Origin of the sequence: Paractinoplanes rishiriensis (assembly GCF_016862375.1) — a bacterium.
GTDB lineage: Bacteria > Actinomycetota > Actinomycetes > Mycobacteriales > Micromonosporaceae > Actinoplanes > Actinoplanes rishiriensis.
In genome coordinates, this window is record NZ_BOMV01000113.1 from 1 (window position 1) to 20,002 (window position 20,002).

Consider the following 20,002-nt stretch of genomic DNA (forward strand, 5'->3'; position numbering starts at 1 on the left):
ATGGGGTGGGCCGATCTGCGCTCGGCGTGGCGGCTGCCTGGGCGGGCACTGGGCTGGGGTCTGCCGCTCACGCTGGTCGTGACCGCGTTAGCCGCGCACTACGTGGCCGGGTTGACCTGGCCGGAGTCGCTGCTGATCGGCGCGATCCTGGCACCGACCGACCCGGTGTTCGCGTCCGCGCTGGTCGGTAACGACAAGGTCCCGGCCCGGCTGCGGCACCTGCTCAACGTGGAGTCCGGTGTCAACGACGGACTGGCGCTGCCGTTTGTGATCGTCTTTCTCGCTATCGCGGCTGGTTCCGACGACCTGCACCTGGGTGAGCTTGCCGTGGAGGTGTCGCTGGGCCTGGTCATCGGGGTGGTCATTCCGGGTGCGGCGATTCTGCTGGAGCGGAGCCGGTTCTTCTCCGCGTCGGCGGCGTACGAGCCGCTCAACGGGCTGGCCATCGGCCTGCTGGTCTTGGCCGTGGGGCAGGCGACGCATGCGAACCTGTTCCTGGCGGCGTTCGCGGCAGGTATCACGGTGGCGACGTTCGGGCCGCGGCAGCGTGTCGCGTTCGAGCACTTCGGGGAGAACATCGCCGAGTTGTTGAAGCTGGCCGCGCTGCTGGTGTTCGGCGCGTTGATCTCGCCGGCGTTTCTCGGGGAGATCTCCTGGACGGGGTGGCTGTTCGCGGTCATGGCAATCTTCGTGGCCCGCCCGGTCGCCCTGTGGTTGTCGTTCCTGCGTTCCGGGCTCGGTATGCGGGAGCAGGCCGCAGCGATGTGGTTCGGCCCGAAGGGCTTCGCCTCGGTCGTCTACGGGCTGATCGTGCTGGAGTCCGGCATCCACGCCGCGGACGAGATCTTCCACCTTGTGGCGGTGACCATCGTGTTGTCGATCCTGCTGCACTCCTCGACCGATGTGGTGGTCGCGCGCGCGTTCGACGAGGAAGCGGAGACGCCCGCCTGGTTCGGTGTCGTCCGTCGCACCGTGCACGCCGTGCGCCGACGGTGAACGGGCAGGCTCAGCAGCGCGACCGGATTACCGCAGACGAGCCAGAACCCGACGCTGCCGAACACCTCGGCTGAACAGGTCGTCAGCTTGCGAGCCACGGCGGATTCGGTGGGCGCGATGCCTTCGGGGCGTAGGAACTCCGCGCCCAGCATCAGGAACGCCACGGTGATGATCGTGCGGCAGCCCTGCGCGGCACCGGAACCGGAACCGGAACCGGTCCGGTGCCGGAGCAAATAGCCGCTCTGCTGCGGTGCATGTTCACGCGGCATGGATCACCAGGAGGATCACCGTTGCGATGTAGACGACGGGGATGATGACGCCTTCGAAGCCGATGCCGCGCCGATCGCGCATGATCAACCCGGCGGTGAGGACGACGGTCATCAGGATCGTGGATCCGGCGAGCAGCAGCGCCGCTGAGGATGCATCCGTTTAGACCGAGCCCCGCAGATAGGTGGCACCGCCAGGAAGATCATCAGCGCGTCGAAAGCGTTGCCGCCGATGATGTTGCCGATACCGAGGCTCAGGGCGCCGATGCGTACCGCCGCGATGAGGGTGACGAGCTCGGGCAGGGAGGTGATGGCGGTGGTGAGGGTGAATCCGACTGGCCCGCTGGGAAGTCCGGTGGCCGCCACCACACCGAGACCGCCCTGCCCGATGAGGTATCCGGTGGCGGCCACCACTGCGGCAAGCGCGGCCAGCCGCCACCACAGCCGGGTGGTGCTGATTGCGTCGTCGGCGTCGTCGTCCGGCTCGTCCTGGCGGGTGTCGGAGGTCTGCGTCGCCTGCCACATCGGCTTGCGCCGCAACCGTTGTAGCAGGCGCAGGCCGTACAGGTAGAACAGTGGGATGGCGAGGCTGGCCGGATGGACCCAGCCGAGCCGCAGAGTCGGCGTGGCGTAGGTGACCACGGGGATGCAGAGCAGCGCGATGAGAACCAGCGACTGCAGAATATTCTCGAGCGACGCGGCGGCGTGCTCGATGTTCGACCGCCGGTAGAGCAGGTCGGCGATCGCCAGCCAGACCGTCTGCACCGCGATCCCGCCCAGCGGGTTCGCCAGGGCGAACTGGGCGTCACCGCCGAGCGCGCCGACCACGGTGGTGCCGATGCCCGGCAGCGAGGTGACGGCACCCAGCAGCAGTGCCCCGGCGGCGGCCTCGCCCATGCCGGTCCGGTCGGCCAGCACGTCCACCGTCGCCGCCAACCTGCGGCCCACGGACATGATCACGGCCAATGCGACGACCAGCGCGATCACGCTCGGCAGCAACGGCCACGGCGGACCGCCGATCATGCGAAACGCCTGGCTCGCCGGTCCGGGCCGGTCGGGCAACCGGTTTGCCCGCGGTTCGACTGCCATTCATGCCCGGCCCCTACCCGGGCGGGCCTCGATACATCCCCCGCAGCGCGGCGCCCCGGAGAAAGACGGGCTTGGCCCTGGGAGGGTCAGGCCGCTCCTCAGTTCCCTCGACAGTGCATCCTGCCGGCTCCGTGGACTCTCACCCCGTACGGGGCTCTGGTCCGGGCCGTACGGCGGCTGCTGGGGGATACGGTGTGATGCTCTCGGCTGGTATTGGTCGTGCCACCCGGGCTGCGGGCCGCCACTGTCCTGAACGAGACGGGTTTCGCCGCTTCGCCGCATCTCGGGTGGCTGCACGTTGGGCATTGCCAGCTCCCTTCGCGGGTCACCAGGTGACGCGGGCCAGCCCAGCCCACGGTTGGCTGATGTGCTGATGACGGCATGCCCGGTGAGCCGCCCAGGAAACAGCGGCGATCGTCCTGGCCGGCCGAGAAATCACCGCCCGCATTGTTGGACATCCCGGTTTCTCGGAACGGGCTTCGAACGGCCCGGCTGCGATGACAGTCGTTTTGATCTTGTACGTGAATCGTTTGTTCCCGCGACACCGTCAGTACACAGGGCTCCTCATGCACCGCGAGGTCCTATATGGCTATTCTGGTGAGGCGTGGCCTCTGGTCGCGTCGACTGCCCCAGACTCCGGCGCTCGGTGCTTATCGCTCGGAGGTGTTGCGGTCATGTGCAGAAGTCGACGTCGCGACCTCACGCGACTGCTCGTGCGGCCGTCGGTTCCGGGTCGGGTGGCGTAGGCCGGCATGGACCAGGACAGGGACGACGGTGCGTGGGCGTCGGCGGTGCCGTCACCGCCGGGTGGCGGTGCGGTGAGCCGGTTGCAGACGCTGTGCGCGGACGCGACCCGGGCGCTGTCGGCCGTGGGCGTCGGGGTGAGCGTGATGGCCGCCGACGGCGGGTACGGCATGGCCGCCGCGTCGGATCTGGCCACCGAGCGTATCGAAGAGTTGCAGTTCACCTTCGGGGAAGGTCCTTGCGTCGACGCGTTCGCGTCCCGCCGCCCGGTGCTGATCGCCGACCTGGACGACCAGGGGGCACGACGGTGGCCGGTCTACACCCCGGCCGTGTACAAGGCTGGGATCCGGGCGGTGTTCGCGTTTCCCCTGCAGGTCGGCGCGGCTCAGCTCGGCGTCCTCGACGTGTTCCGCACCCATGCCGGGACGCTGTCCAGGGCCGAGATCGGCCAGGCCGTCGCCTTCAGCGATCTCGCGGTGACGACGCTGCTGGACGGTCAGGACCAGGCCCACGGCGAGCACGATGTCGACGGGGCTATCGAACACGGGGCGGCGCTGTGGCAGGCCCAGGGCATGGTGATGGTGATGCTCGGCGTCACCCTCGCCGAGGCGCTGGTCCGGCTACGCGCTCACGCCTACACCACCGGCCGCCGGCTTTCCGAGGTCGCCGCGGACGTCGTCGCGGGCCGGCTGCACTTCGATCGTGATCACTCGTGAACGCACGTCACCAGACCAAGGAAGGCCGGGGGTAGCCATGACCACCGTATCCGCGCAGCGCCTCGCGAAGGTCTTCGTCGAGGTCGCCGACACCCTCGTCGACGAGTTCGACCTGATCGAGTTCCTGCAGATGCTCGCCGGACGCATCGCCGGGCTGACCGACAACAACACTGTAGGGATCCTGCTCGCCGACCCGAAGCGGCGGCTGCACTTCATGGCGGCTTCCGACGAGACCACCAAGTTCCTCGAGCTGTTCCAGCTCCAGCTCCAGGACGGGCCGTGTGTCGAGGCGTTCCACGACGGCGAACCGGTCATCAACACTGACCTCACCGCCGCCGAGGCCGCAGCCAGATGGCCGCGGTTCGCCCCGCACGCCGCCGAGGCCGGCTTCCGGTCGGTACACGCGTTCCCGCTGCGCCTGCGTCAGGAGATCATCGGCGTGTTGGGGCTGTTCGGCGACACCGTCGGTGACCTCGACGACAGTGACGTGCAGATCGTGCAGGCCCTTGCCGATGTCGCCGCGATCAGTCTGCTGCAGGAGCGCACCATTCGACGCTCCGAAGTCCTCACCGAACAGCTGCAGGGCGCGTTGAACAGCCGTATCGTCATCGAGCAGGCCAAGGGTGCCATCGCGCAAATCCACGGCGTCGATGTCGACGCGGCGTTCGAGCTGATCCGCGGCTACGCCCGCCGCACCAACCGCCGCCTCAGCGAGCTCGCGTACACCGTGGTGACCGACCTGGCCAGCCTGCCTGAACTCGCTCATCCCCGCTCACGCTGACCGGGCCCGTCCACGGCCCGAGGCGCTGCCCGCCGCGCCCCGGCCGCGGGAGCGGGGGTGAGCGCCGGGCACATGCCGGTGAGGTGCAGGACCTGTCGTACCAGGCCCTGAGCACGGATGACGCCAAACGACGCGTCGGCCCGCAGGGCGGCGTCCCGGCCCCGCAGCAGGGCGGTCAGGGCGGCCATGTCGAGAAACGGCATCCGGTCCAGATCAACGACGACCCGGGTCACCCGGTAGGCGGTGAGCGCCGCGGTGAGGTCATCGGCGGTGTCCATGACCAGTTCCCCGGCGACGGCGATGATGGCGACCCCGCACCGGTCCACGTCCGTGGTGATGCGCACAGATGTCACGGCGGCGTCGCCCGGTGAAGCGGTGGCGGCCAGGACCGGCGTCGCACGAGCCGTGTGACCCGCGGCGATCCGCTGGCCCGAAGCCGGCGCGTCAACAGCGTCCACGGCTGCCGTCCTCAAGATCCAATGCCAGCCCGGCCGGGTGAGAACTGATCATCAAGATCTGCGTCATGCCGGCCGCATCCAGGACCCACTGGTGCATGGGCCCAGGACGGCACACCGTCACCGGCATCGCCTGCGGCAGGACACCGACGAGTCGGGCGAGGAAGTGGGCAAGCGTGGACCCCGCGAAGGCAACCTCGCCAAGATCCACGAAGACGCGTTCGGGCGTGAGGGCCGCAACCCGGGCGACAACCTCGCTCAGCGCCGGCTCCGCGTCCGCGTCGAGATCACCAGCCACACGGACGTTCACAAGCCGTTGCTGCGGCGCTGCCGCGACTACGACGGCACAACCGGATGTTGAGTACTGGGTCATGGCCTACCCCTTTAGGCGCTGCGACGCACGCCGGGGTCTGAGGCGACGACCGATGCAGGCCGCATCGACGACAGTGCGCGTAGAACCCTGCCGGCGCACTCAGCGGCCGGAACTGGTGCGTCGACAACGAACGTGCGACCAGGAGCAAATTGATCTAGAAGCCGCGGCGGCGGTCACCCGGAATGCTCTTCCCGCGCGTGGTGGGCGGACGCGATGCGAAGCCGGACCGCGGGGATGAACTCGGCGACCGTGGCCATCCACCACGGCCGCGAAGCCGAACTGCCTGGCATCGACCGCGAGTGGCAAGAAATCTCCATCTTCTGCCCGCATCTGCTGCGCTCGCGCTGGCGCTTGTCGACGCCCGTCTGCTCGACCGGTTCTCGACGACAAGGACCTCGCCGGTCGGCTCACCGAGCACGACCTGCGCGGGCTGACGCCGCTGTCTGGTCCAGGGCGGCGCTGCACCGCACGTTCGAGCTCGCCCTGGAAAAGCGCATCGACTACTACCGCGGCACGGCCCCCGCGGTGTTCGCGGCGATGGCTGGATCAGCGAAGATCCGGTGCCGCCGACCGCGGCCGGTGCCCGGGGAATGTCCTTACCGGTCAGCGGCGGTTCGCCGAATCGAGGCGGGCGCCCCCACCAGGGGCGTGCACCCGGTGGCGTGCCCGGTCGGCTGGCGTATCCGGTCTCGGGCCGATGGCGTGTCTGGGGGCGGGAGCCGTTGAGGGGGCCTCGGATGGTTTGTAGGCTGTGGCGTATTCGTCCCCTTTTTGCTGCCCGGTTTGTTGGTGGGCGTTGGCGTGGAGGTGTCGCTGTGTCACATGGCGAGCAGGGTGGCCGCGCCGGTTCGGTGGGGCCTCGCCGTGCCGGCGGGGGCTGCAAGTGGGGTGGTCGTCGTGGATGATCGGGTCGGCAGGATCCGCAGCTTGATCGATGTTGAGTCGCGTGCGCCGGACGGCGGGGCCGGGTTGTTGTACCGGGTGTGTACCGCCGCCGCGCACACGTTGGCGGCTGCGGGTGCCGGGATCAGCGTGATGACCGAGCCGGGGACCCGGGGCGTTTATGCCGCGTCGGACCCGTTGACCGAATACATCGAGGAGCTGCAGTTCGTCCTCGGCGAGGGGCCCTGCTGGGAGGCGTTCTCGGCGCGGCGCCCGGTGCTGGTGCCGGACCTCGGCGAGGTGGCACCGTCGCGCTGGCCGATGTATGTCCCGGCTGTCCAGGACAAAGGGTTCCGGGCGGTCTTCTCGTTCCCGCTGCAGCTGGGAGCCGTGCGTCTCGGGGTCCTCGACGTTTTCCGCCGCCGGGCCGGGTCGCTGACCGGCGACGAGCTCGCCGACGGGTTCGCCTTCGCGACCGTGACCATGACGGCGTTACTCGACCAGCACGAGGACGCCACGTCGGCGGGCCTCGGTGACGGTCTCGCCGACACCGGTGAGCACCGGGCCGAGTTGTTCCAGGCCCAAGGCATGGTCATGGTCCAGTTGGGGGTTTCCATCGGTGAGGCGATGACCCGGATGAGGGCGTACGCGTTCGCGCATGGCCGCCGCCTGGACGAGGTGGCCCGCGACGTGGTCGCCCGCCGGCTGAGCTTCGACCAGGACCGTCCATGACCGCATACGTGAGCGCCGGCCAGGCCGGGAGGCAGCCATGATGACCGTATCCGCGCAGAAACTGGCGATGATCTTCGTCGAGGTCGCCGACACGCTGGTCGACGAGTTCGACGTGCTCGACTACATGCACATGATCGCTGAGCGGGTCGCCGAGTTGACCGGGGCTGCGGCTGTCGGGATGCTGCTGGCCGACCAGCACGGCCGGCTGGAGTTCGTCGCCGGGTCGAGCGAGAACGTCACTCTGGTGGAACTGTTCGTGGTGCAGAACGAGGAAGGGCCTTGTCTGGAGGCTTTCCGGACCGGCGAGCCGGTCGTCAATGTGGACCTGGCCGGCGCGGCCGGCCGGTGGCCCCGCTTCGCGCCGCTGGCCGTCGCGGCGGGTTTCCCGTCGGTGCATGCCTTCCCGCTGCGGCTGCGCCGGCAGGTGATCGGCACGTTGAACGTATTCGGTGACGTCGCCGGGCAGGGTTTCGACAGCGACGACGCCTCGATCGTTCAGGCTCTGGCCGACACGGCCACCATCGGTTTGCTGCAGGAACGCGCTGTCCGTCGCGGTGAGACGCTCACTGAACAGCTGCAGGGGGCGCTGAACAGCCGGATCGTCATCGAGCAGGCCAAAGGCGCGGTCGCGCAGGCCCGCGGTATCAGCGTCGACGACGCGTTCACCGTCATCCGCGGGTACGGCCGAAACAACAACCGCCGGCTGAGCGAGGTCGCCTACGCCGTCGTCACCGACCCGCGCAGCCTGCAGCAACTCCTCACCGCGTGACGCCCGGTCCAGGACGCCCGGTGTGGGTCAGTCGCCGGGGCGGGGGTGGATGACGGCCCAGACGATCTTGCCGCCGGGGGTGGGTAGGGCACCCCAGGTGTCGGCACCGGCGTGCACGATGCCCAGCCCCGTCTCCGGCGGGGCCGACAGTGGTGACCTGGCCGAACGGTGTGGCTGTCGTAGGTAGGGCAGGTGGGTGACGCCGTCGCGTACCGCGAGGTGCAGTCCGCTGCCGCGTGGCGACACACTGGCGTGGATGTCGGTGCCGGCGTGCTCGACGGCGTTGCCGACGAGTTCGGACATGACCAGCTTTGCCCGCATCAGCAGCGACGGCGGCAGCTGCCAGGTGTCGCCTGCCTGGGTGACGAGGTCGCGGGCCACGGCGGCAGACTGCGGGTGTGGGGGCAGGTCGGTGTGCAGCCGTGGCGCCGGCGGTAACCGGCGGATGACGCAGGTGCGGGCTTCGGCCATGGTGGCGAACAGCGGCAGGTGCCGTGCGGCGGCGACCTGACGCAGTCGGCGGTTCAGGGCGGTGGCGGTGGGCAGGCACACCGCGAACGGCATACAGGGGTGCAGCAGGCTCACGGCGCGCCGGGCTGCCAGCCACAGCGGCAGGCTGGCGGCGTCGGGGTCACCGAGGTCGTGCAGGTCGGTGATGACGGCGGCCGGTGGCTCGGCCAGACACTTCCCGATCGCCGCGGACACGTCGGCGCCGAGGCCGCGTGCCCAGCGGCCGTGCACGGCGATCTCCACCAGCGTGGTGTCGAAATCGGCGGTCACTGTGACCGGTGGCGCGCCGGCGCCCGGTTGTGGGGCGGTGAACAGGTACGGCGGCGGGGTGGGCGTGATGGTGAGGTTGCGGCTGACTGTACTCATCGGACGGCCGGTTCGCTGCGGGAACACCGGCGGCCGCCCTGGGCGCCGGTATCGGCGGGCCCGACGCTCTGGCGGCGGTCTCGCGGCAGGCGCTGGCCCACGCGGACGGGACAGGATTCGATGATCAAGGCTGCTCCCAGGAACGTGCCGGATGAGGCACCACCGGGGTCTGGGGCAGCGGACGGCGACGGGCACAGCGGTCACCGCCGCCGTTAAGGGTAGCGGCAGCGGCCCGCTTTCGCCGGAGGTGACCTCGTCCGGGGGATATCCGGGCGGCGCCGCTGGTCTGCACACCGACATGCCAGGTCAAGATCCCAGCCGCCACCGTGACCACGGCTGCGTCGGTGCAGTCCCCTCCAGGCAGCGCACACGGTCAGCGGGTGTCCCGGCCGAGCAACGAGAATCGCCGGTTTCCGTCGCCGCGTCGACCGTCGCCGGAGGGCGCCTCTTTCGTGGAGCTGGGGCGGGATGTCATATTTGCGGAGATTGCGGATTGCCGGCGGGGGTAGCGTGCAGACAATCCGCTGGGAGGCGGGGGACTCCCTGTCTCGGTGGGATGCCGGCGTCGGTGGTGCCGGGTCTGACCCGTCACGGCGGTGCCCAGGCGGATGCGAGGCCCCACCCATGAACAGCGGACGCTACTGTCCCCGGAGATCGTCAGCCGGCAGCTGCAAAGTCGACGGTGGACATCGGGACCGCCTTGGTGGGCCCCCGGGCCCGATGTCGCCGGGTTGGGTCGGGCGGGCAAGGACGCTGACCATCCATCATCAGATCCTCGCCCAGGACGGCACCACGGCACCCGGGCTGAAACGCTGCATCGACTACCTCACCGCGAAGCAGCCCTATCTGATCTACCGCATCGCGCTGGCCATGGGCTGGCCCATCGCCACCGGCGTGATCGAGGGGACATGCCGCTATCTGGTGAAGGATCGCCTGGCGATCACCGCGCTCGCTGGAGCCTGCCCAGCGCCGAAGCCGTGCTCCTACTCCGTGCCGTAATCACGAACGGCGATTTCCCCGCCTACTGGAAATTTCATGTCCAGCAGGAACACCAACGCACCCACAACAGCCGCTACCAGGACCAATACGACCTGGCCGCCTGACCGAGATCGAGAAAGTCACTCAGAGAGAAACGCACCCTCACGCCGCCCAGCCATCAGGCCAGACGGCGTGTCACCCAACACCGCGAACGTTCGTGGTCAGGGCACTAGCCACCGGTTGAGTGGAGGGTCGAAGCCCCGAACTCAGGCCGAACGAACCGCGTCCCCCTCGTCCGCGGCTGGTGACACGTTTTACCGACACCCCGACAGGCATGACGATGCTGCTGGATCGTGAAGGTGGTGTCCCGGTCATTGCCTGCACACCGGCGACACTTGTCAAGGGTCATCAGGGCGAAGCACTACGCGAAGAGGACGTCACCCGGGGCGCCAAGCGATGCATTTGGCGAGCCTGTCGACCGCCGGCGGGCAACGCGAACATGGCGCATGTATCGCAGGATCGATCGATACCCGTTACCCTGGATGGACGCCCCGAGTGTGGGGCAATGTTGCCCCGGTCCCCGGCGACGTCACTACGTCACCATGGGGCGCCGACATGAACGACAGAGGTCACGGCACTTTCTCCGTCACGGTGTTGTCACCGGACGGCGGGAACTGGGCGCAGGTGTGCGTTGCCGGCCAGATCGACCTGGCCGCAGCAACGGAACTGGCTGCCACGATCGATCTGCTGAGAAAGTCGCCTGCGAGATTCGTCTTCGTTGACGTGGCGGCGGTCACCTTCGCCGATGTGACGCTACCGGATTTCTGTCTGCTCCTGCGGGCCGCTCTCCCGGGATGGTCGGCGCCGTTCATCTGCCGTCCAGGACCGATGACCAGGCAAATCCTTGAAGACGCCGGAGTCTGCGACGTTCTCGCCGTCCGCGATGACCTGCCTTTGCTGGATGTCTCGGGCGCCGCACTGCGGACCGGCCGGTATCGCCGGGATAGCCGGCCGGCGCTGAGGATGCGCACTCGTTTTTCGGTCCGGTGAGACTTCCTCGCTCGCCGTGGATCCGGCGACAAACCACCCATCAGCCAGATTCGACGCCAGGGGTTCGCCATGGTCGACACCGTCCTGCCCTCGGAAGTTCTCACCAAGCTGCCGTGGGACGCCAGAAGTTCCCGCGAGCAGTACGCGCATGCCATGTGCTGTCACCACGCTCCCGCGCTGCTCACCATGGCAGCGATAATTCTCGACGACACCGATCGGGCCTGTGACGACGACACCGATCGGGCCTGTGACATCGTCGCCGCCGCGATTTGCGCAGCGTACGGCGAAGGGTCGGAGTTCGACCTCGGTCAGATGCGGGTGCGGCTGGCCCGTTCCGTCTACCGCCGGTGCCTAGGCCATCTGGCGTTCACCGAACGCTATCCACAACCTGACCGACCGCGCCGCGATCTTCGTCCCCGGACGCTCTTCGACGACCTCACGAGCAGTCAGCGGGCAATTTTGGCGTTGGTCATTTTCGGTTCCCACGACCTTGCCGAAACAGCGGCGACCGTGCAGAGGCCGGCGGACGATGTCGTCGACCAGATTCATCAGGTCGCCTGGCGCCGCGATGGTGATTAGCCACTCTCCGTGTGCCGACGTCCAGGCTGCCAGAGACCACACCCCGAGGCGGGCGGCGAGCTCGATCCTTGGGGGCAGGACGAGCCGCCGCCCGCCACCTACCGTCGTCTGGGCGTGGGCGGACGGGCATTACCCACACCCGCGTGCCGGGAAGGAGCCCTGCATGATCAGCTGGCCCGGTTGCGGCGGATGAGGTCCCATGGCTGGGTACGCATCGCCGCGGTGATGGGCGACGTCGCACGGCTGGCCGCCGCCGCGGCGGCCGTAGTGTGCGCCGTCATCGGGCAGTGGGATGATGTCGCGCGTTTTGTGGTGGTCCTCGGTGTGCTGGTGCTATCCCGCACCGCGAAGCTGCCTCGTCCGTTCGACGCCGCGATGGGCGTCACGCTGGTCATCGCGACGGTCGCCATGCCGGCGGGCTGGTACGAGACGGTGGCCTGGGCCGATTTGCCGATCCACGGGACCGCGACCGGCGCGATCGCGGCGGTCGTGGTGATGGCCTTGATCCGGGTTGACTACCTACCCCCTCTTCAGGGTTCGCTGCTGAGGAGGCGTCGTGCCGCGATAGTCATGTTGGTGGTCATGGTCGGCTTCACCGTCGGCGTGCTCTGGGAGTTCTGGGAATGGGTGGCTACCCACGTCGCCGGCATCGTGATGGTGGTGGGCTATACCGATACCGTGGCCGACCTGGCGATGGACGGTGCCGGCGCGCTGCTGGCCGGGCTCGGCGTAGCGGCGTGGGCCAGCCAAGGGCATTCCTCTCAGCAGCCGCCGAGCAGGCCATAGTGGTCCGGGCTGCACTCTTGATCACTCGCCGCCCGGCTGCGTACTCCCGGCGGCAGATCCGGCGACGTGGGCGTACGATTGCAGTGTCGCCCGAGCCCCCGGTGGCCGTTGAGCCTTTCGCCGCCGCCGACATCGACCACCACCTGTAGCCTCTCGGATGCTGACGCTGCCTCGATCGAGCGCAGAGCCCCGGATGTGAAACGCGCTGAGTAGTTGGCGTCGGCGTATCGTCGGCGGCCACTCCTTTCCGTGGCTGACGCGTTTGCAAATAGCGGCTAATACGCTTCTCTTGCGCGGGAACGCTGCGAAGTCATGTCGATTTGGTGACTTTTTATCAGCGACGTAACTCAATGCGATTAGCGGGAAAGATTCGGTGGTCGATGCGATGTCGCCGTGACAGTATCGGATTGTGGATGTGTTTTTGTGGATCCTTGTCGCTGCGGTGCTCGCCGTCGCGGAAATCTTCACGGCCACCCTTTTTCTCATCATGTTCTCGGCGGGTGCGCTGGCCGCAGCGGCCGTGGCGGCGCTCGGTGCGCCCGTGCCGTTGCAGGCTGGTGTGTTCGTTGCGGTGTCGGCGCTGACCATCGTCGCGATCCGGCCTGTCTTGCGTCGTCATCGGAGCAGGCCGGGTCCGGTCGGGATGGGCGCGGAAACGATGTACGGCGCTGCCGCTGTCGTGGTGGAGCGGGTGGATGCCGGGCATGGCATGGTGAAGATCGACGGCGAGCTGTGGCAGGCACGTTCTCTCGAGGATTCGGTCACCTATTCCCCCGGTGAGCGGGTCGCCATTGTGGAGATCCGCGGAGGTGTCGCGGTGGTCTGGCATGACGGCCTGCCGGAAGCGATAGATCCGTAATCCTGAACCGCGCCGTCAATCTACTAGGAAGGTGGCCCGCGCAGATGGATATCGTCGTTGGTGTCGTCGTTGCTGTTCTTGTCCTGTCCGCCGTCATCATCATTGTCAAAACTGTCCGGATCGTGCCGCAGCAGCGCATGGACCTGGTCGAGCGTCTGGGCCGCTACAGGCGATCCCTGAGTCCGGGCCTGAATCTGCTCGTGCCGTTTGTCGACGCCGTGCGCGCCAAGGTGGACATGCGTGAACAGGTGGTCAGTTTCCCGCCCCAGCCGGTGATCACCTCGGACAACCTGGTGGTCTCCATCGACACGGTGTTGTACTTCCGCGTGGTCGATCCGGTACGGGCCACCTACGAGATCGCCAACTTCCTGCAGGCCATCGAACAGCTCACGGTCACCACGCTGCGCAACGTGATCGGGTCGCTGGACCTGGAAGGGGCTCTGACCAGCCGCGAGCAGATCAACAGGCATCTGTCCGGGGTCCTTGACGACACCACCGGCCGATGGGGCATCAAGGTGACCCGCGTCGAGATCAAGGCCATCGAACCGCCGCCGAGCATCCGCGACTCGATGGAGAAGCAGATGCGCGCCGAGCGGGAGCGCCGAGCCACGATCCTCACGGCCGAGGGTCGCAAACAGGCCTCGATCCTGAACGCCGAGGGCGAGAAGCAGTCGCAAGTGCTGCGCGCCGACGGTGACCGGCAGGCCCGGATCCTCCAGGCCGAGGGTCAGGCCAAGGCAGTCCGGACGGTCTTCAACGCGATCCACGAGGCGAATCCAAGCCAGAAAGTGCTGGCGTACCAGTACCTGCAATCGCTGCCGGCGATCGCCAACGGCACCGCGAACAAGGTGTGGATCCTGCCGACAGAGCTGACCAAGGCACTGGAAGGCATCGGCGGTGCGCTCGGTGGGCTGGGCAACATGGTCGGCGACCAGCCGGTATCGGCTGTGGACTCGGCGGCTCTGGAACGCGAAGCCGTCGCGGTGGCCGAGGCAGCCGCCGCCGAGGCACAGAAGATCGATGCCGAGGTCCGGGCCGCCGAGGCGGAAGTCTCCGGGCCGGCAGACGGCCGGTCTGCCAGCCTGCCGGCACTGCAATCGGGAACCGAACTGCGTGTCGGGCCCCAGGGCGGCTGACCATCGACAAGCCCCCGATAGCCCACGGATCTTTGTCCGGCGCGGTCGTTACTCGCGGCGGTTCTGGTCACACGTCGTCGCCCGTGCTGCTGGAGCCGGGGAGTGCTGTGAGATCGCCGGCTTGAGCGGACGCGATGACGCTGAAGCTGCCGTCGGTCTCCAGCACGACCGCGGCGACCAGAGCGAGGTCGCCGATGCCCTGTGACCGAACGCTCTGCCGGATTTCGCCTTCGGTGACGCGTTGGGCGCGCATGGCATCGGTGAGCATCGAGCCGTCGCGTAGCAGCACGGTGGGTTCCGACTTGAGCAGCCGGCGCACCGCACCGAAGCGCACGGCCAGCCAGGTCATGACCAGTTGCAACACCACGAGCATGACCAGGGCGGCGGCGCCTTCGGCGAGGGAGACGTCCTTCGACAGGAGAATCGTCGCCAGGGTGGAGCCCAGCGCGACCGTGACGATCAGGTCGAACGCGTTCATCTTCGCCAGCGTGCGCTTACCCGAGACGCGCAGGAAGACGATCAGCAACGGATAGACCAGGACAGCGACGAGCAGCACCCGCCACAGGTCGGACCAGCTCTGGAACAGCATGTCGATGTCCTACCCGCCCCCTGCTCCTTCACGCCCTTACGCTTCGGGCGGTATCGGTGCGTCCACCTGTGCCACGGGCAACGGCAGCTGACCACCGGGCCGGCAAGGGCGATTGATGCGACGGGTACGGCAGCCGGAGTCGATCCGGCTGCCGGTACCGTGCCGCACCATGGACTGCTCCGTTACCGGTGCTCGTCGGACCGGGGGTCCGCCGGTGTCAGCGGTGTCGGTAGAACGCTGGGTGGGGGCGGTGGTGGTTGTCGGACGAAGTAAGCGCCCAGAGCCGCGGCCAGGGTCGCGAACACGGCGATGGAGTAGATCGCAAGAAGGATCTCCAGGATCCGGGCGAAGCCGTCGGGCCGTCCGAGGGGTTGTCCGCTGACGGTGGCCAGCACGGCATCGTGCAGCGCAGGACCGTACTGGTCGTAGGAACCGGCGACGTAGAGCAGCTGGCTGGAGGCCAGCACCACTACGGCTGTCACCGCTGCCAGCCAGGCGATTCGGTCGGACAGCAACCTGCCCGCCGACCGTGACCCGCGCACAGCGGCCGATACCACAGTGCCGGCACGAGCGAAACGGGCGAACCGTAACAGGCTGAACGCGCGGGCGAAGCGCAGAAACGGGACGGCGAGAAAGAGTAGCTGCCACCAGTGACGGGACCAGAAGCGGCGCTGGTCGCGGGCGATGTAGGCGCGCAGCACGAACTCGCCGGCGAAGATCGCCCACAGAATCCATCCGGCGACGGTCAGGACACCGGCCAACGCCGCCTCGTGTGCCAGCAGCTGCCCGAGCACCACGAACAGGAAGATGAGTCCGAGCACGCCCATGGGCCTGTCCAGGCGCCGGGCAAGTTCTTCGGCCCCGGCCGTGCCGCGGCGCACGGTAGGCGGATGTTTTTCGGTCATGCTCTCTGCTTCCCGTCGGCATCGGCGTCTCGCCGGCGGAGATTCCGCCGTACGGTCCATGCGGATCGGCGGCATGGCGCCGACCAGCAGCACGGCGACCAGCGAGCCAGCCGGCACCGCGATCGGTCCACTCCATTGTGGGGAAGGCCGCCGAGGACTTGGGCTGCTGCTGTCGGTCGTCGTCGGCAGCGTTGACGAATGATCGACGCTGGCTGCGGTGGGACGGTTTCCGGTCCCGCGTGCCGCCGAATGCGACGAATCTGCCCTGAGATTCGTGGTTCCCGGCGGACAGTCTTTCAATCTCGTTCGGGCCGGTGAACCGGTGTGCCCAGGACCTCGCTGTGTCGGAAGGTGTTCTTCGCACGTCCGTTTTCGCGGATGGGGATGTCGTCGTTTGGTCGGCGTTGAGCACGAGGCCAAACGTGACCATGGCGAATCGCAGTACATAGCGGGTTGGCGGCCGTTCGCGACCTTGGTCGCCCGGCGCTGTGGACGCATGGTCCGACGGCGCGGCGTGGTTGCTTGGTTTAGCGGTCCTGGTGGCGGGAATCCCGTTGTTAGGCGTGATCGCTCACGTCGTTCCATCGCCGGATCGGTACGTGCTTCGTATCGGCGGCGGCTGGCTGCCCGGACCTTGCGGCCTTCCACGACTCAGTCACGCGGTTCGTGGTTGCGCGTCCGGTGTACCGGACCAGGTGACCGTCGGACCGCCCCTGGAAGGTGTGGTCATGAGCGGCGATGTGTCCGCCGACGGTGCTTGTTCGACGCGGCCGGCGCCGAATCCGTTGATCGAGGCGGCCCAGTCGACGGGTTCACTGGTCGTACTGTGGATCTTCTTGCTGGTGCCGTTCGCGGCGCTGATCGCCGCGATACCGCTGGCCTGGGGCTGGGGCCTGTCCGCCTTGGACGCGGTCATGGCGGTTATCGGATATGCGCTGGCTATGGCCGGCGCGACGGTGGGGTTTCACCGTCATCTGACCCACGGCTCGTTCAAGGCGCGCCGTGGTCTGCATGTCGCGTTGGCCGTCGCGGGGAGCCTCGCGGTTGAGGGCACCCCGACCAAGTGGGTGGCCGATCACCGCCGCCACCATGCGTCCACCTACCGCGAGGGTGATCCTCATTCACCGTGGCGCTACGGCACCGGCGTCGCCGCGAACTTCTGGCCGCTGGCGATCCTGTCGTTCGGGGAGAGCTGGCACAACTCGCACCATGCCGATCCCACCCGCGCCTGCCACGGTGTGCTCCGCGGCCAGATCGATCCCGCGGCCCGGCTGATCTGGCTGTTCGAGAGGCTCGGCTGGGCGTCCGACGTGCGCTGGCCCGACCCGCAGCGCCTGGCCGCTCGACGCGCCGGGCACCGCACGCTACATCACCGCTGAGTAGCCGCCACTGACGCAAAGGGCTGCGCGAGCCGCAGCCCACAGCCACGGCTACCAGGGGTGCACGAGGTTTCTCTGGCATTCCCCACTAACCCAGATGACACGCCGCGACGGTTGTTAAGACCGGCCGGGGTGTTGCCGCCGGCCACGGTTGTTGCCGGCTCACCCCTTGAAGGAGATGTCATGACTGACACGAGCACCACCACAACTGCCCCTAAGCAGGGCGACCGCCCCAACGGCCTGTCGACCCGCGAGCAGGGACTGCAGAGCAAGCAGGGCAGCACGTCGATCGCCGACACCGTGGTGTCGAAGATCGCTGGTATCGCTGCGAAGGACGTCTCCGGGGTGTACGCCCTGGGCGGCAGCGCCTCGCGGGCGCTGGGCGCGGTCCGTGAGCGGATCCCGGGTGGGCGGGTCAACCACTCGCAGGGCGTCTCTGTCGAGGTCGGCGAGATGCAAGCGGCTGTCGACCTGGACATGATCGCCGAGTACGGTGTGGCGATCGCCGACCTGGCCGGCTCCGTTCGCCGCAACGTGATCACGTCGATCGAGCGGATGACCGGCCTGCAGGTCACCGAGGTCAACATCAGCGTCGCCGACGTCCATCTGCCCGAAGACGACCAGGACGACGACGCCGGCAGCGCGCCGCGGGTGCAGTGAGCGCAGGGATTTCCGGCTGGTCGGACCCGCCGGAACCTGACGATCAGGTCCTGTTCGCCGAACCGACGACGGATCTCGCCTTCACCGGCTCGCCGGTTCCCGCCAAGCAGGTCGAAGTGGCGGCAGCCGGCAGCCAGGTAGAAGTGTCCCCGCCCGCCGATAGTCCGGTTCCGGTCGAGGCGGGACAGCCGTGGGCGGGCACGATCATCGACGCGGCTCCGACGACGGCCGACGACATCGCCACCGTGGTGCTGGCCGTGCCGGACGTGACCCGGCTGCACGCCGGCCGGTTCGGCGAGGCCGCCACCTATCTGCCCGGTCGGCGAGTCACCGGCGTGCAGGTCCGTGACGAAGTGATCGAGGTGCACGTCGTGGTGGCCGGACAGATACCGGTGCGACGGACTGCACAGTCGATTCATGAGGCCGTCGCCGCCCTCGTGGCGACACCGGTGCACGTGGTCATCGAAGACATCGCCATCTGAGTTCGCGCCATCGGGTCGGCGGTAATCCGGCCGCCGACCCGAGCCACACCCATATCTGAAGACGTCGTATCGCTGGTGCCGTCACGCGCGTGCGCCGATCCCATGTCAGGAGTTGCCCTGTGTCTTCCTCCACGACCGGCCTGTTCGCCGGACTGATCCTCGTCCTGATCGCCGCGACCGCCGGGTTCGGCTGGCTGGTGATCGCTGTCGTGTTCGCCGCAGTCGGCTACGTCATCGGCGCGCACCTGGAAGGCCGGATCAACCTGGCCGGGCTGGTCCCAGGTCGCAGCCGTGGCTGACCACACAGCGGTCCTGGACACCGCGCCCGTGATCCACGGCCACCCCGACACCCGCCACGTCGGCGCCGACACCGACGAGCCGGGTCGGCGGGGCAGCCTGCTGATCAAAGACAAAGCGGTGCAGCGCATCGCCGAGGCCGCCGCGCTCAGCGTGACCGGGGTGGTCCCCGCCGACAAGAGCACCAATGCGCTCAACTCGGCGTTGGGGCGGGCGTATCCGCGGGTGGACTGTGACGTCGCCGGCGGTCGCGTGCGCGCCGAGGTGGAGATCGTCGGTGTGTGGCCGACGCCGGCGCCGTTGCTGGCCGGGCAGGTGCGTGACGCGGTCACCGAAGAGTTACGACAGCTCGCCGGGTTGATCGTCGACGCGGTCGACGTGACCATCGCGAAGATCATCCGGGTGCAGGCCACGCCGCCCAGGAGGGTGCAATGACCTCCGCCAGAACCGCTTTCGCCACCTCACCGTCACGGCCGGTGCATGACGGGCCGGCGATGACGGCCGCTGAGCAGAAGTCCGGCGCGGGCCGCGTCGGGTTCGTCGGCCCGCTGATGGCAGTGCTGCTGACCGCGATCGGGGTGGTGCTGCTGCACGATGCCATCGCCCGGATCGACGCGCGTCCGGGACGTACCTGGATAGCCGCGATCGTCGACGGCCTCGACGGACTGACCGCCGAATGGTGGATGATCCCCGCCGGGCTGGCCGTCGCGCTGATCGGCGTGTGGCTGATCGTCACCGCCCTACGCCCGCGATCCCGCAAGACTCTCGCGGTCACCTCGAAGACCGGAGTGTTCCTGCGCACCGGCGACATCGCCCGGCTCGCCTCCGCAGCGGCCGACGACGTCGACGGCGTGCTGGCAGCCAATTCGGTAGCCAGCCGTCGCGCGGTCACCGTCACCGTCGAGTCCGACCGCGACCAGGTCGCCGATCTGGTCCGCGACGCCGTCGAGCAGCGCCTGTCCGCCCTGCAGAAACCGCTGACCGTCAAGGTCCGAGTCCGATCCCACTACCACCTTCGGGAAGGCAACTGATGCGCCGCTCCGTCCTCGGCCTCGACCGGGTCCTCGCGGTCCTGCTCGGCCTGATCCTGCTGCTTGCGGGCATCGGCCTGGCCGCCTGGTACAACGGCACCCTGCGCCACCTGTTCCCGCAGTTCCCCAAGACGCTGTCCACCGACGGCGCCGGGGACGTCATCGACACCAGCTGGTGGCCCTGGGCCATCGGCGGCGCCGGCGCCCTGGCTACCCTGCTCGGTCTGTGGTGGCTCATCGCCCACCTGCCCCGCCGCGGTGTCGGCCTGCTGGTACTGCCCGGCTCCGGCAAAGCCGGACGGCTGCACGTCGACCCGTCCGGGCCCACGGCCACCGCCGCCGACGTCCTCGCCGACACCCCCGGCATCCGCACCGCCCACGGCAAAGTCCAGCGCGACCGCGGGCAACTCGTCGTCTCCCTCACCGCCACGATGGACCCCCGCGCCGACCTCACCGAGGTCATCGCCGCGACCGATGCCGTCGCCACCGACCTGAACGCCGTCCTCGGCCGCGACGACGCCCGCGCACGAGTCGTGCTCTCGGTCGCCCGGCGCACGAAAACGCAGCCGCGCGTGCGCTGACGCCGCGGCAC

24 protein-coding genes and 1 pseudogene are annotated in these 20,002 nt (G+C 68.5%); 18 read left to right on the forward strand and 7 right to left on the reverse strand.

Going from position 1 to position 20,002, the window contains the following annotated elements; translation table 11 throughout:
* Positions 1–996: cation:proton antiporter domain-containing protein (locus Ari01nite_RS46315; RefSeq protein ID WP_203790754.1), on the forward strand; the 996-nt coding region annotated here is incomplete at its 5' end.
* A gap of 258 nt (positions 997–1,254) precedes the next feature.
* Here Ari01nite_RS46315 and Ari01nite_RS51175 read toward each other — a convergent pair.
* Positions 1,255–1,377 carry a hypothetical protein gene (locus Ari01nite_RS51175; protein WP_275410943.1) on the reverse strand — a complete coding sequence of 41 codons (123 nt, stop codon included), beginning with the start codon at positions 1,375–1,377 and terminating at the stop codon, positions 1,255–1,257.
* Positions 1,377–2,285 carry a sodium:calcium antiporter gene (locus Ari01nite_RS46320; protein WP_203790757.1) on the reverse strand — a complete coding sequence of 303 codons (909 nt, stop codon included), beginning with the start codon at positions 2,283–2,285 and terminating at the stop codon, positions 1,377–1,379. The genes Ari01nite_RS51175 and Ari01nite_RS46320 overlap by 1 nt, the downstream gene beginning before the upstream one ends.
* A gap of 818 nt (positions 2,286–3,103) precedes the next feature.
* Here Ari01nite_RS46320 and Ari01nite_RS46325 point away from each other — a divergent pair.
* Positions 3,104–3,811 carry a GAF and ANTAR domain-containing protein gene (locus Ari01nite_RS46325; RefSeq protein ID WP_203790759.1) on the forward strand — a complete coding sequence of 236 codons (708 nt, stop codon included), beginning with the start codon at positions 3,104–3,106 and terminating at the stop codon, positions 3,809–3,811.
* A 37-nt stretch (positions 3,812–3,848) separates the two neighbouring features.
* On the forward strand, positions 3,849–4,592 hold the full coding sequence (locus tag Ari01nite_RS46330) for a GAF and ANTAR domain-containing protein (RefSeq protein ID WP_203790761.1): 744 nt from the start codon (positions 3,849–3,851) through the stop codon (positions 4,590–4,592).
* Here the strand turns inward: Ari01nite_RS46330 and Ari01nite_RS46335 are convergent.
* Both Ari01nite_RS46335 and Ari01nite_RS46340 read right to left on the reverse strand, forming a co-directional pair.
* Entirely contained in the window at positions 4,574–5,050 is a 477-nt protein-coding gene (locus Ari01nite_RS46335; protein WP_203790763.1) for an STAS domain-containing protein, read from the reverse strand. The two genes, Ari01nite_RS46330 and Ari01nite_RS46335, sit on opposite strands and share 19 nt — an antisense overlap.
* Positions 5,037–5,420, reverse strand: a complete 384-nt coding sequence (locus tag Ari01nite_RS46340; RefSeq protein WP_203790765.1) for an STAS domain-containing protein — start codon at positions 5,418–5,420, stop codon at positions 5,037–5,039. The genes Ari01nite_RS46335 and Ari01nite_RS46340 overlap by 14 nt, the downstream gene beginning before the upstream one ends.
* 927 nt (positions 5,421–6,347) lie before the next feature.
* Between Ari01nite_RS46340 and Ari01nite_RS46345 the strand changes: the two genes are divergently transcribed.
* Together Ari01nite_RS46345 and Ari01nite_RS46350 are read left to right on the forward strand one after the other, a co-directional pair.
* Complete coding sequence (locus tag Ari01nite_RS46345) at positions 6,348–7,034, forward strand: GAF and ANTAR domain-containing protein (protein WP_239163614.1); 687 nt, start codon at positions 6,348–6,350, stop codon at positions 7,032–7,034.
* A 37-nt stretch (positions 7,035–7,071) separates the two neighbouring features.
* Complete coding sequence (locus Ari01nite_RS46350; RefSeq protein ID WP_203790768.1) at positions 7,072–7,803, forward strand: GAF and ANTAR domain-containing protein; 732 nt, start codon at positions 7,072–7,074, stop codon at positions 7,801–7,803.
* A 27-nt stretch (positions 7,804–7,830) separates the two neighbouring features.
* Here Ari01nite_RS46350 and Ari01nite_RS46355 read toward each other — a convergent pair whose 3' ends face one another.
* Positions 7,831–8,679 (reverse strand): ATP-binding protein, encoded by an 849-nt coding sequence (locus Ari01nite_RS46355; RefSeq protein ID WP_203790770.1) that lies wholly within the window; start codon positions 8,677–8,679, stop codon positions 7,831–7,833.
* 852 nt (positions 8,680–9,531) lie between these two features.
* On the opposite strand from Ari01nite_RS46355, the pseudogene Ari01nite_RS50635 reads away from it, so the two are divergent.
* The 6 genes and pseudogenes from Ari01nite_RS50635 to Ari01nite_RS46385 form a co-directional block, all read left to right on the forward strand.
* Positions 9,532–9,782: pseudogene (locus Ari01nite_RS50635) on the forward strand (ISKra4 family transposase); the annotation flags it as partial.
* 490 nt (positions 9,783–10,272) lie between these two features.
* Positions 10,273–10,707: a hypothetical protein gene (locus Ari01nite_RS46365; protein WP_203790774.1), complete on the forward strand. Its 435-nt coding sequence runs from the start codon at positions 10,273–10,275 to the stop codon at positions 10,705–10,707.
* 69 nt (positions 10,708–10,776) lie between these two features.
* Positions 10,777–11,286, forward strand: a complete 510-nt coding sequence (locus tag Ari01nite_RS46370) for a hypothetical protein (RefSeq protein ID WP_203790776.1) — start codon at positions 10,777–10,779, stop codon at positions 11,284–11,286.
* 225 nt (positions 11,287–11,511) lie between these two features.
* A complete protein-coding gene (locus Ari01nite_RS46375; RefSeq protein ID WP_203790778.1) occupies positions 11,512–12,072 on the forward strand; it encodes a DUF2238 domain-containing protein in 561 nt (186 codons plus the stop codon).
* Between the two features lie 409 nt (positions 12,073–12,481).
* Entirely contained in the window at positions 12,482–12,931 is a 450-nt protein-coding gene (locus tag Ari01nite_RS46380; RefSeq protein WP_203790780.1) for an NfeD family protein, read from the forward strand.
* A gap of 44 nt (positions 12,932–12,975) precedes the next feature.
* Entirely contained in the window at positions 12,976–14,067 is a 1,092-nt protein-coding gene (locus Ari01nite_RS46385) for an SPFH domain-containing protein (protein ID WP_203790781.1), read from the forward strand.
* A 67-nt stretch (positions 14,068–14,134) separates the two neighbouring features.
* Here the strand turns inward: Ari01nite_RS46385 and Ari01nite_RS46390 are convergent, their stop codons facing one another.
* Positions 14,135–14,623 (reverse strand): DUF421 domain-containing protein, encoded by a 489-nt coding sequence (locus Ari01nite_RS46390; protein ID WP_239163615.1) that lies wholly within the window; start codon positions 14,621–14,623, stop codon positions 14,135–14,137.
* A 215-nt stretch (positions 14,624–14,838) separates the two neighbouring features.
* Positions 14,839–15,654: a hypothetical protein gene (locus Ari01nite_RS46395; RefSeq protein ID WP_203790783.1), complete on the reverse strand. Its 816-nt coding sequence runs from the start codon at positions 15,652–15,654 to the stop codon at positions 14,839–14,841.
* Positions 15,655–16,289: 635 nt separating this feature from the next.
* Between Ari01nite_RS46395 and Ari01nite_RS46400 the strand changes: the two genes are divergently transcribed.
* The 7 genes from Ari01nite_RS46400 to Ari01nite_RS46430 all read left to right on the forward strand — a co-directional run bounded on the left by Ari01nite_RS46400 (position 16,290) and on the right by Ari01nite_RS46430 (position 19,991).
* Complete coding sequence (locus Ari01nite_RS46400) at positions 16,290–16,940, forward strand: acyl-CoA desaturase (RefSeq protein ID WP_203790784.1); 651 nt, start codon at positions 16,290–16,292, stop codon at positions 16,938–16,940.
* A 183-nt stretch (positions 16,941–17,123) separates the two neighbouring features.
* Positions 17,124–17,600, forward strand: a complete 477-nt coding sequence (locus tag Ari01nite_RS46405; RefSeq protein ID WP_203790785.1) for an Asp23/Gls24 family envelope stress response protein — start codon at positions 17,124–17,126, stop codon at positions 17,598–17,600.
* A complete protein-coding gene (locus Ari01nite_RS46410) occupies positions 17,597–18,082 on the forward strand; it encodes a hypothetical protein (RefSeq protein ID WP_203790786.1) in 486 nt (161 codons plus the stop codon). The genes Ari01nite_RS46405 and Ari01nite_RS46410 overlap by 4 nt, the downstream gene beginning before the upstream one ends.
* 119 nt (positions 18,083–18,201) lie before the next feature.
* Positions 18,202–18,381, forward strand: coding sequence for a DUF2273 domain-containing protein (locus tag Ari01nite_RS46415; protein ID WP_203790788.1), 180 nt, complete (start codon positions 18,202–18,204; stop codon positions 18,379–18,381).
* Positions 18,374–18,814 carry an Asp23/Gls24 family envelope stress response protein gene (locus tag Ari01nite_RS46420; RefSeq protein ID WP_203790789.1) on the forward strand — a complete coding sequence of 147 codons (441 nt, stop codon included), beginning with the start codon at positions 18,374–18,376 and terminating at the stop codon, positions 18,812–18,814. Before Ari01nite_RS46415 ends, Ari01nite_RS46420 begins: the two co-directional genes overlap by 8 nt.
* On the forward strand, positions 18,811–19,410 hold the full coding sequence (locus tag Ari01nite_RS46425) for a DUF6286 domain-containing protein (protein WP_203790791.1): 600 nt from the start codon (positions 18,811–18,813) through the stop codon (positions 19,408–19,410). Before Ari01nite_RS46420 ends, Ari01nite_RS46425 begins: the two co-directional genes overlap by 4 nt.
* Positions 19,410–19,991: an Asp23/Gls24 family envelope stress response protein gene (locus Ari01nite_RS46430; protein ID WP_203790793.1), complete on the forward strand. Its 582-nt coding sequence runs from the start codon at positions 19,410–19,412 to the stop codon at positions 19,989–19,991. Before Ari01nite_RS46425 ends, Ari01nite_RS46430 begins: the two co-directional genes overlap by 1 nt.
* Positions 19,992–20,002 lie beyond the last annotated feature (11 nt).

Excerpts from the sequence above, each read along its gene's own strand:
- Ari01nite_RS51175 (WP_275410943.1), bottom strand. The coding sequence starts at position 1,377 with ATGACCGTCGTCCTCACCGCCGGGTTGATCATGCGCGATCGGCGCGGC.
- Ari01nite_RS46320 (WP_203790757.1), bottom strand. The coding sequence starts at position 2,285 with ATGATCGGCGGTCCGCCGTGGCCGTTGCTGCCGAGCGTGATCGCGCTG.
- Ari01nite_RS46325 (WP_203790759.1), top strand. The coding sequence starts at position 3,104 with ATGGACCAGGACAGGGACGACGGTGCGTGGGCGTCGGCGGTGCCGTCA.
- Ari01nite_RS46330 (WP_203790761.1), top strand. The coding sequence starts at position 3,849 with ATGACCACCGTATCCGCGCAGCGCCTCGCGAAGGTCTTCGTCGAGGTC.
- Ari01nite_RS46340 (WP_203790765.1), bottom strand. The coding sequence starts at position 5,420 with ATGACCCAGTACTCAACATCCGGTTGTGCCGTCGTAGTCGCGGCAGCG.
- Ari01nite_RS46350 (WP_203790768.1), top strand. The coding sequence starts at position 7,072 with ATGATGACCGTATCCGCGCAGAAACTGGCGATGATCTTCGTCGAGGTC.
- Ari01nite_RS46355 (WP_203790770.1), bottom strand. The coding sequence starts at position 8,679 with ATGAGTACAGTCAGCCGCAACCTCACCATCACGCCCACCCCGCCGCCG.
- Ari01nite_RS46365 (WP_203790774.1), top strand. The coding sequence starts at position 10,273 with ATGAACGACAGAGGTCACGGCACTTTCTCCGTCACGGTGTTGTCACCG.
- Ari01nite_RS46370 (WP_203790776.1), top strand. The coding sequence starts at position 10,777 with ATGGTCGACACCGTCCTGCCCTCGGAAGTTCTCACCAAGCTGCCGTGG.
- Ari01nite_RS46375 (WP_203790778.1), top strand. The coding sequence starts at position 11,512 with ATGGGCGACGTCGCACGGCTGGCCGCCGCCGCGGCGGCCGTAGTGTGC.
- Ari01nite_RS46385 (WP_203790781.1), top strand. The coding sequence starts at position 12,976 with ATGGATATCGTCGTTGGTGTCGTCGTTGCTGTTCTTGTCCTGTCCGCC.
- Ari01nite_RS46400 (WP_203790784.1), top strand. The coding sequence starts at position 16,290 with ATGAGCGGCGATGTGTCCGCCGACGGTGCTTGTTCGACGCGGCCGGCG.
- Ari01nite_RS46405 (WP_203790785.1), top strand. The coding sequence starts at position 17,124 with ATGACTGACACGAGCACCACCACAACTGCCCCTAAGCAGGGCGACCGC.
- Ari01nite_RS46425 (WP_203790791.1), top strand. The coding sequence starts at position 18,811 with ATGACCTCCGCCAGAACCGCTTTCGCCACCTCACCGTCACGGCCGGTG.
- Ari01nite_RS46430 (WP_203790793.1), top strand. The coding sequence starts at position 19,410 with ATGCGCCGCTCCGTCCTCGGCCTCGACCGGGTCCTCGCGGTCCTGCTC.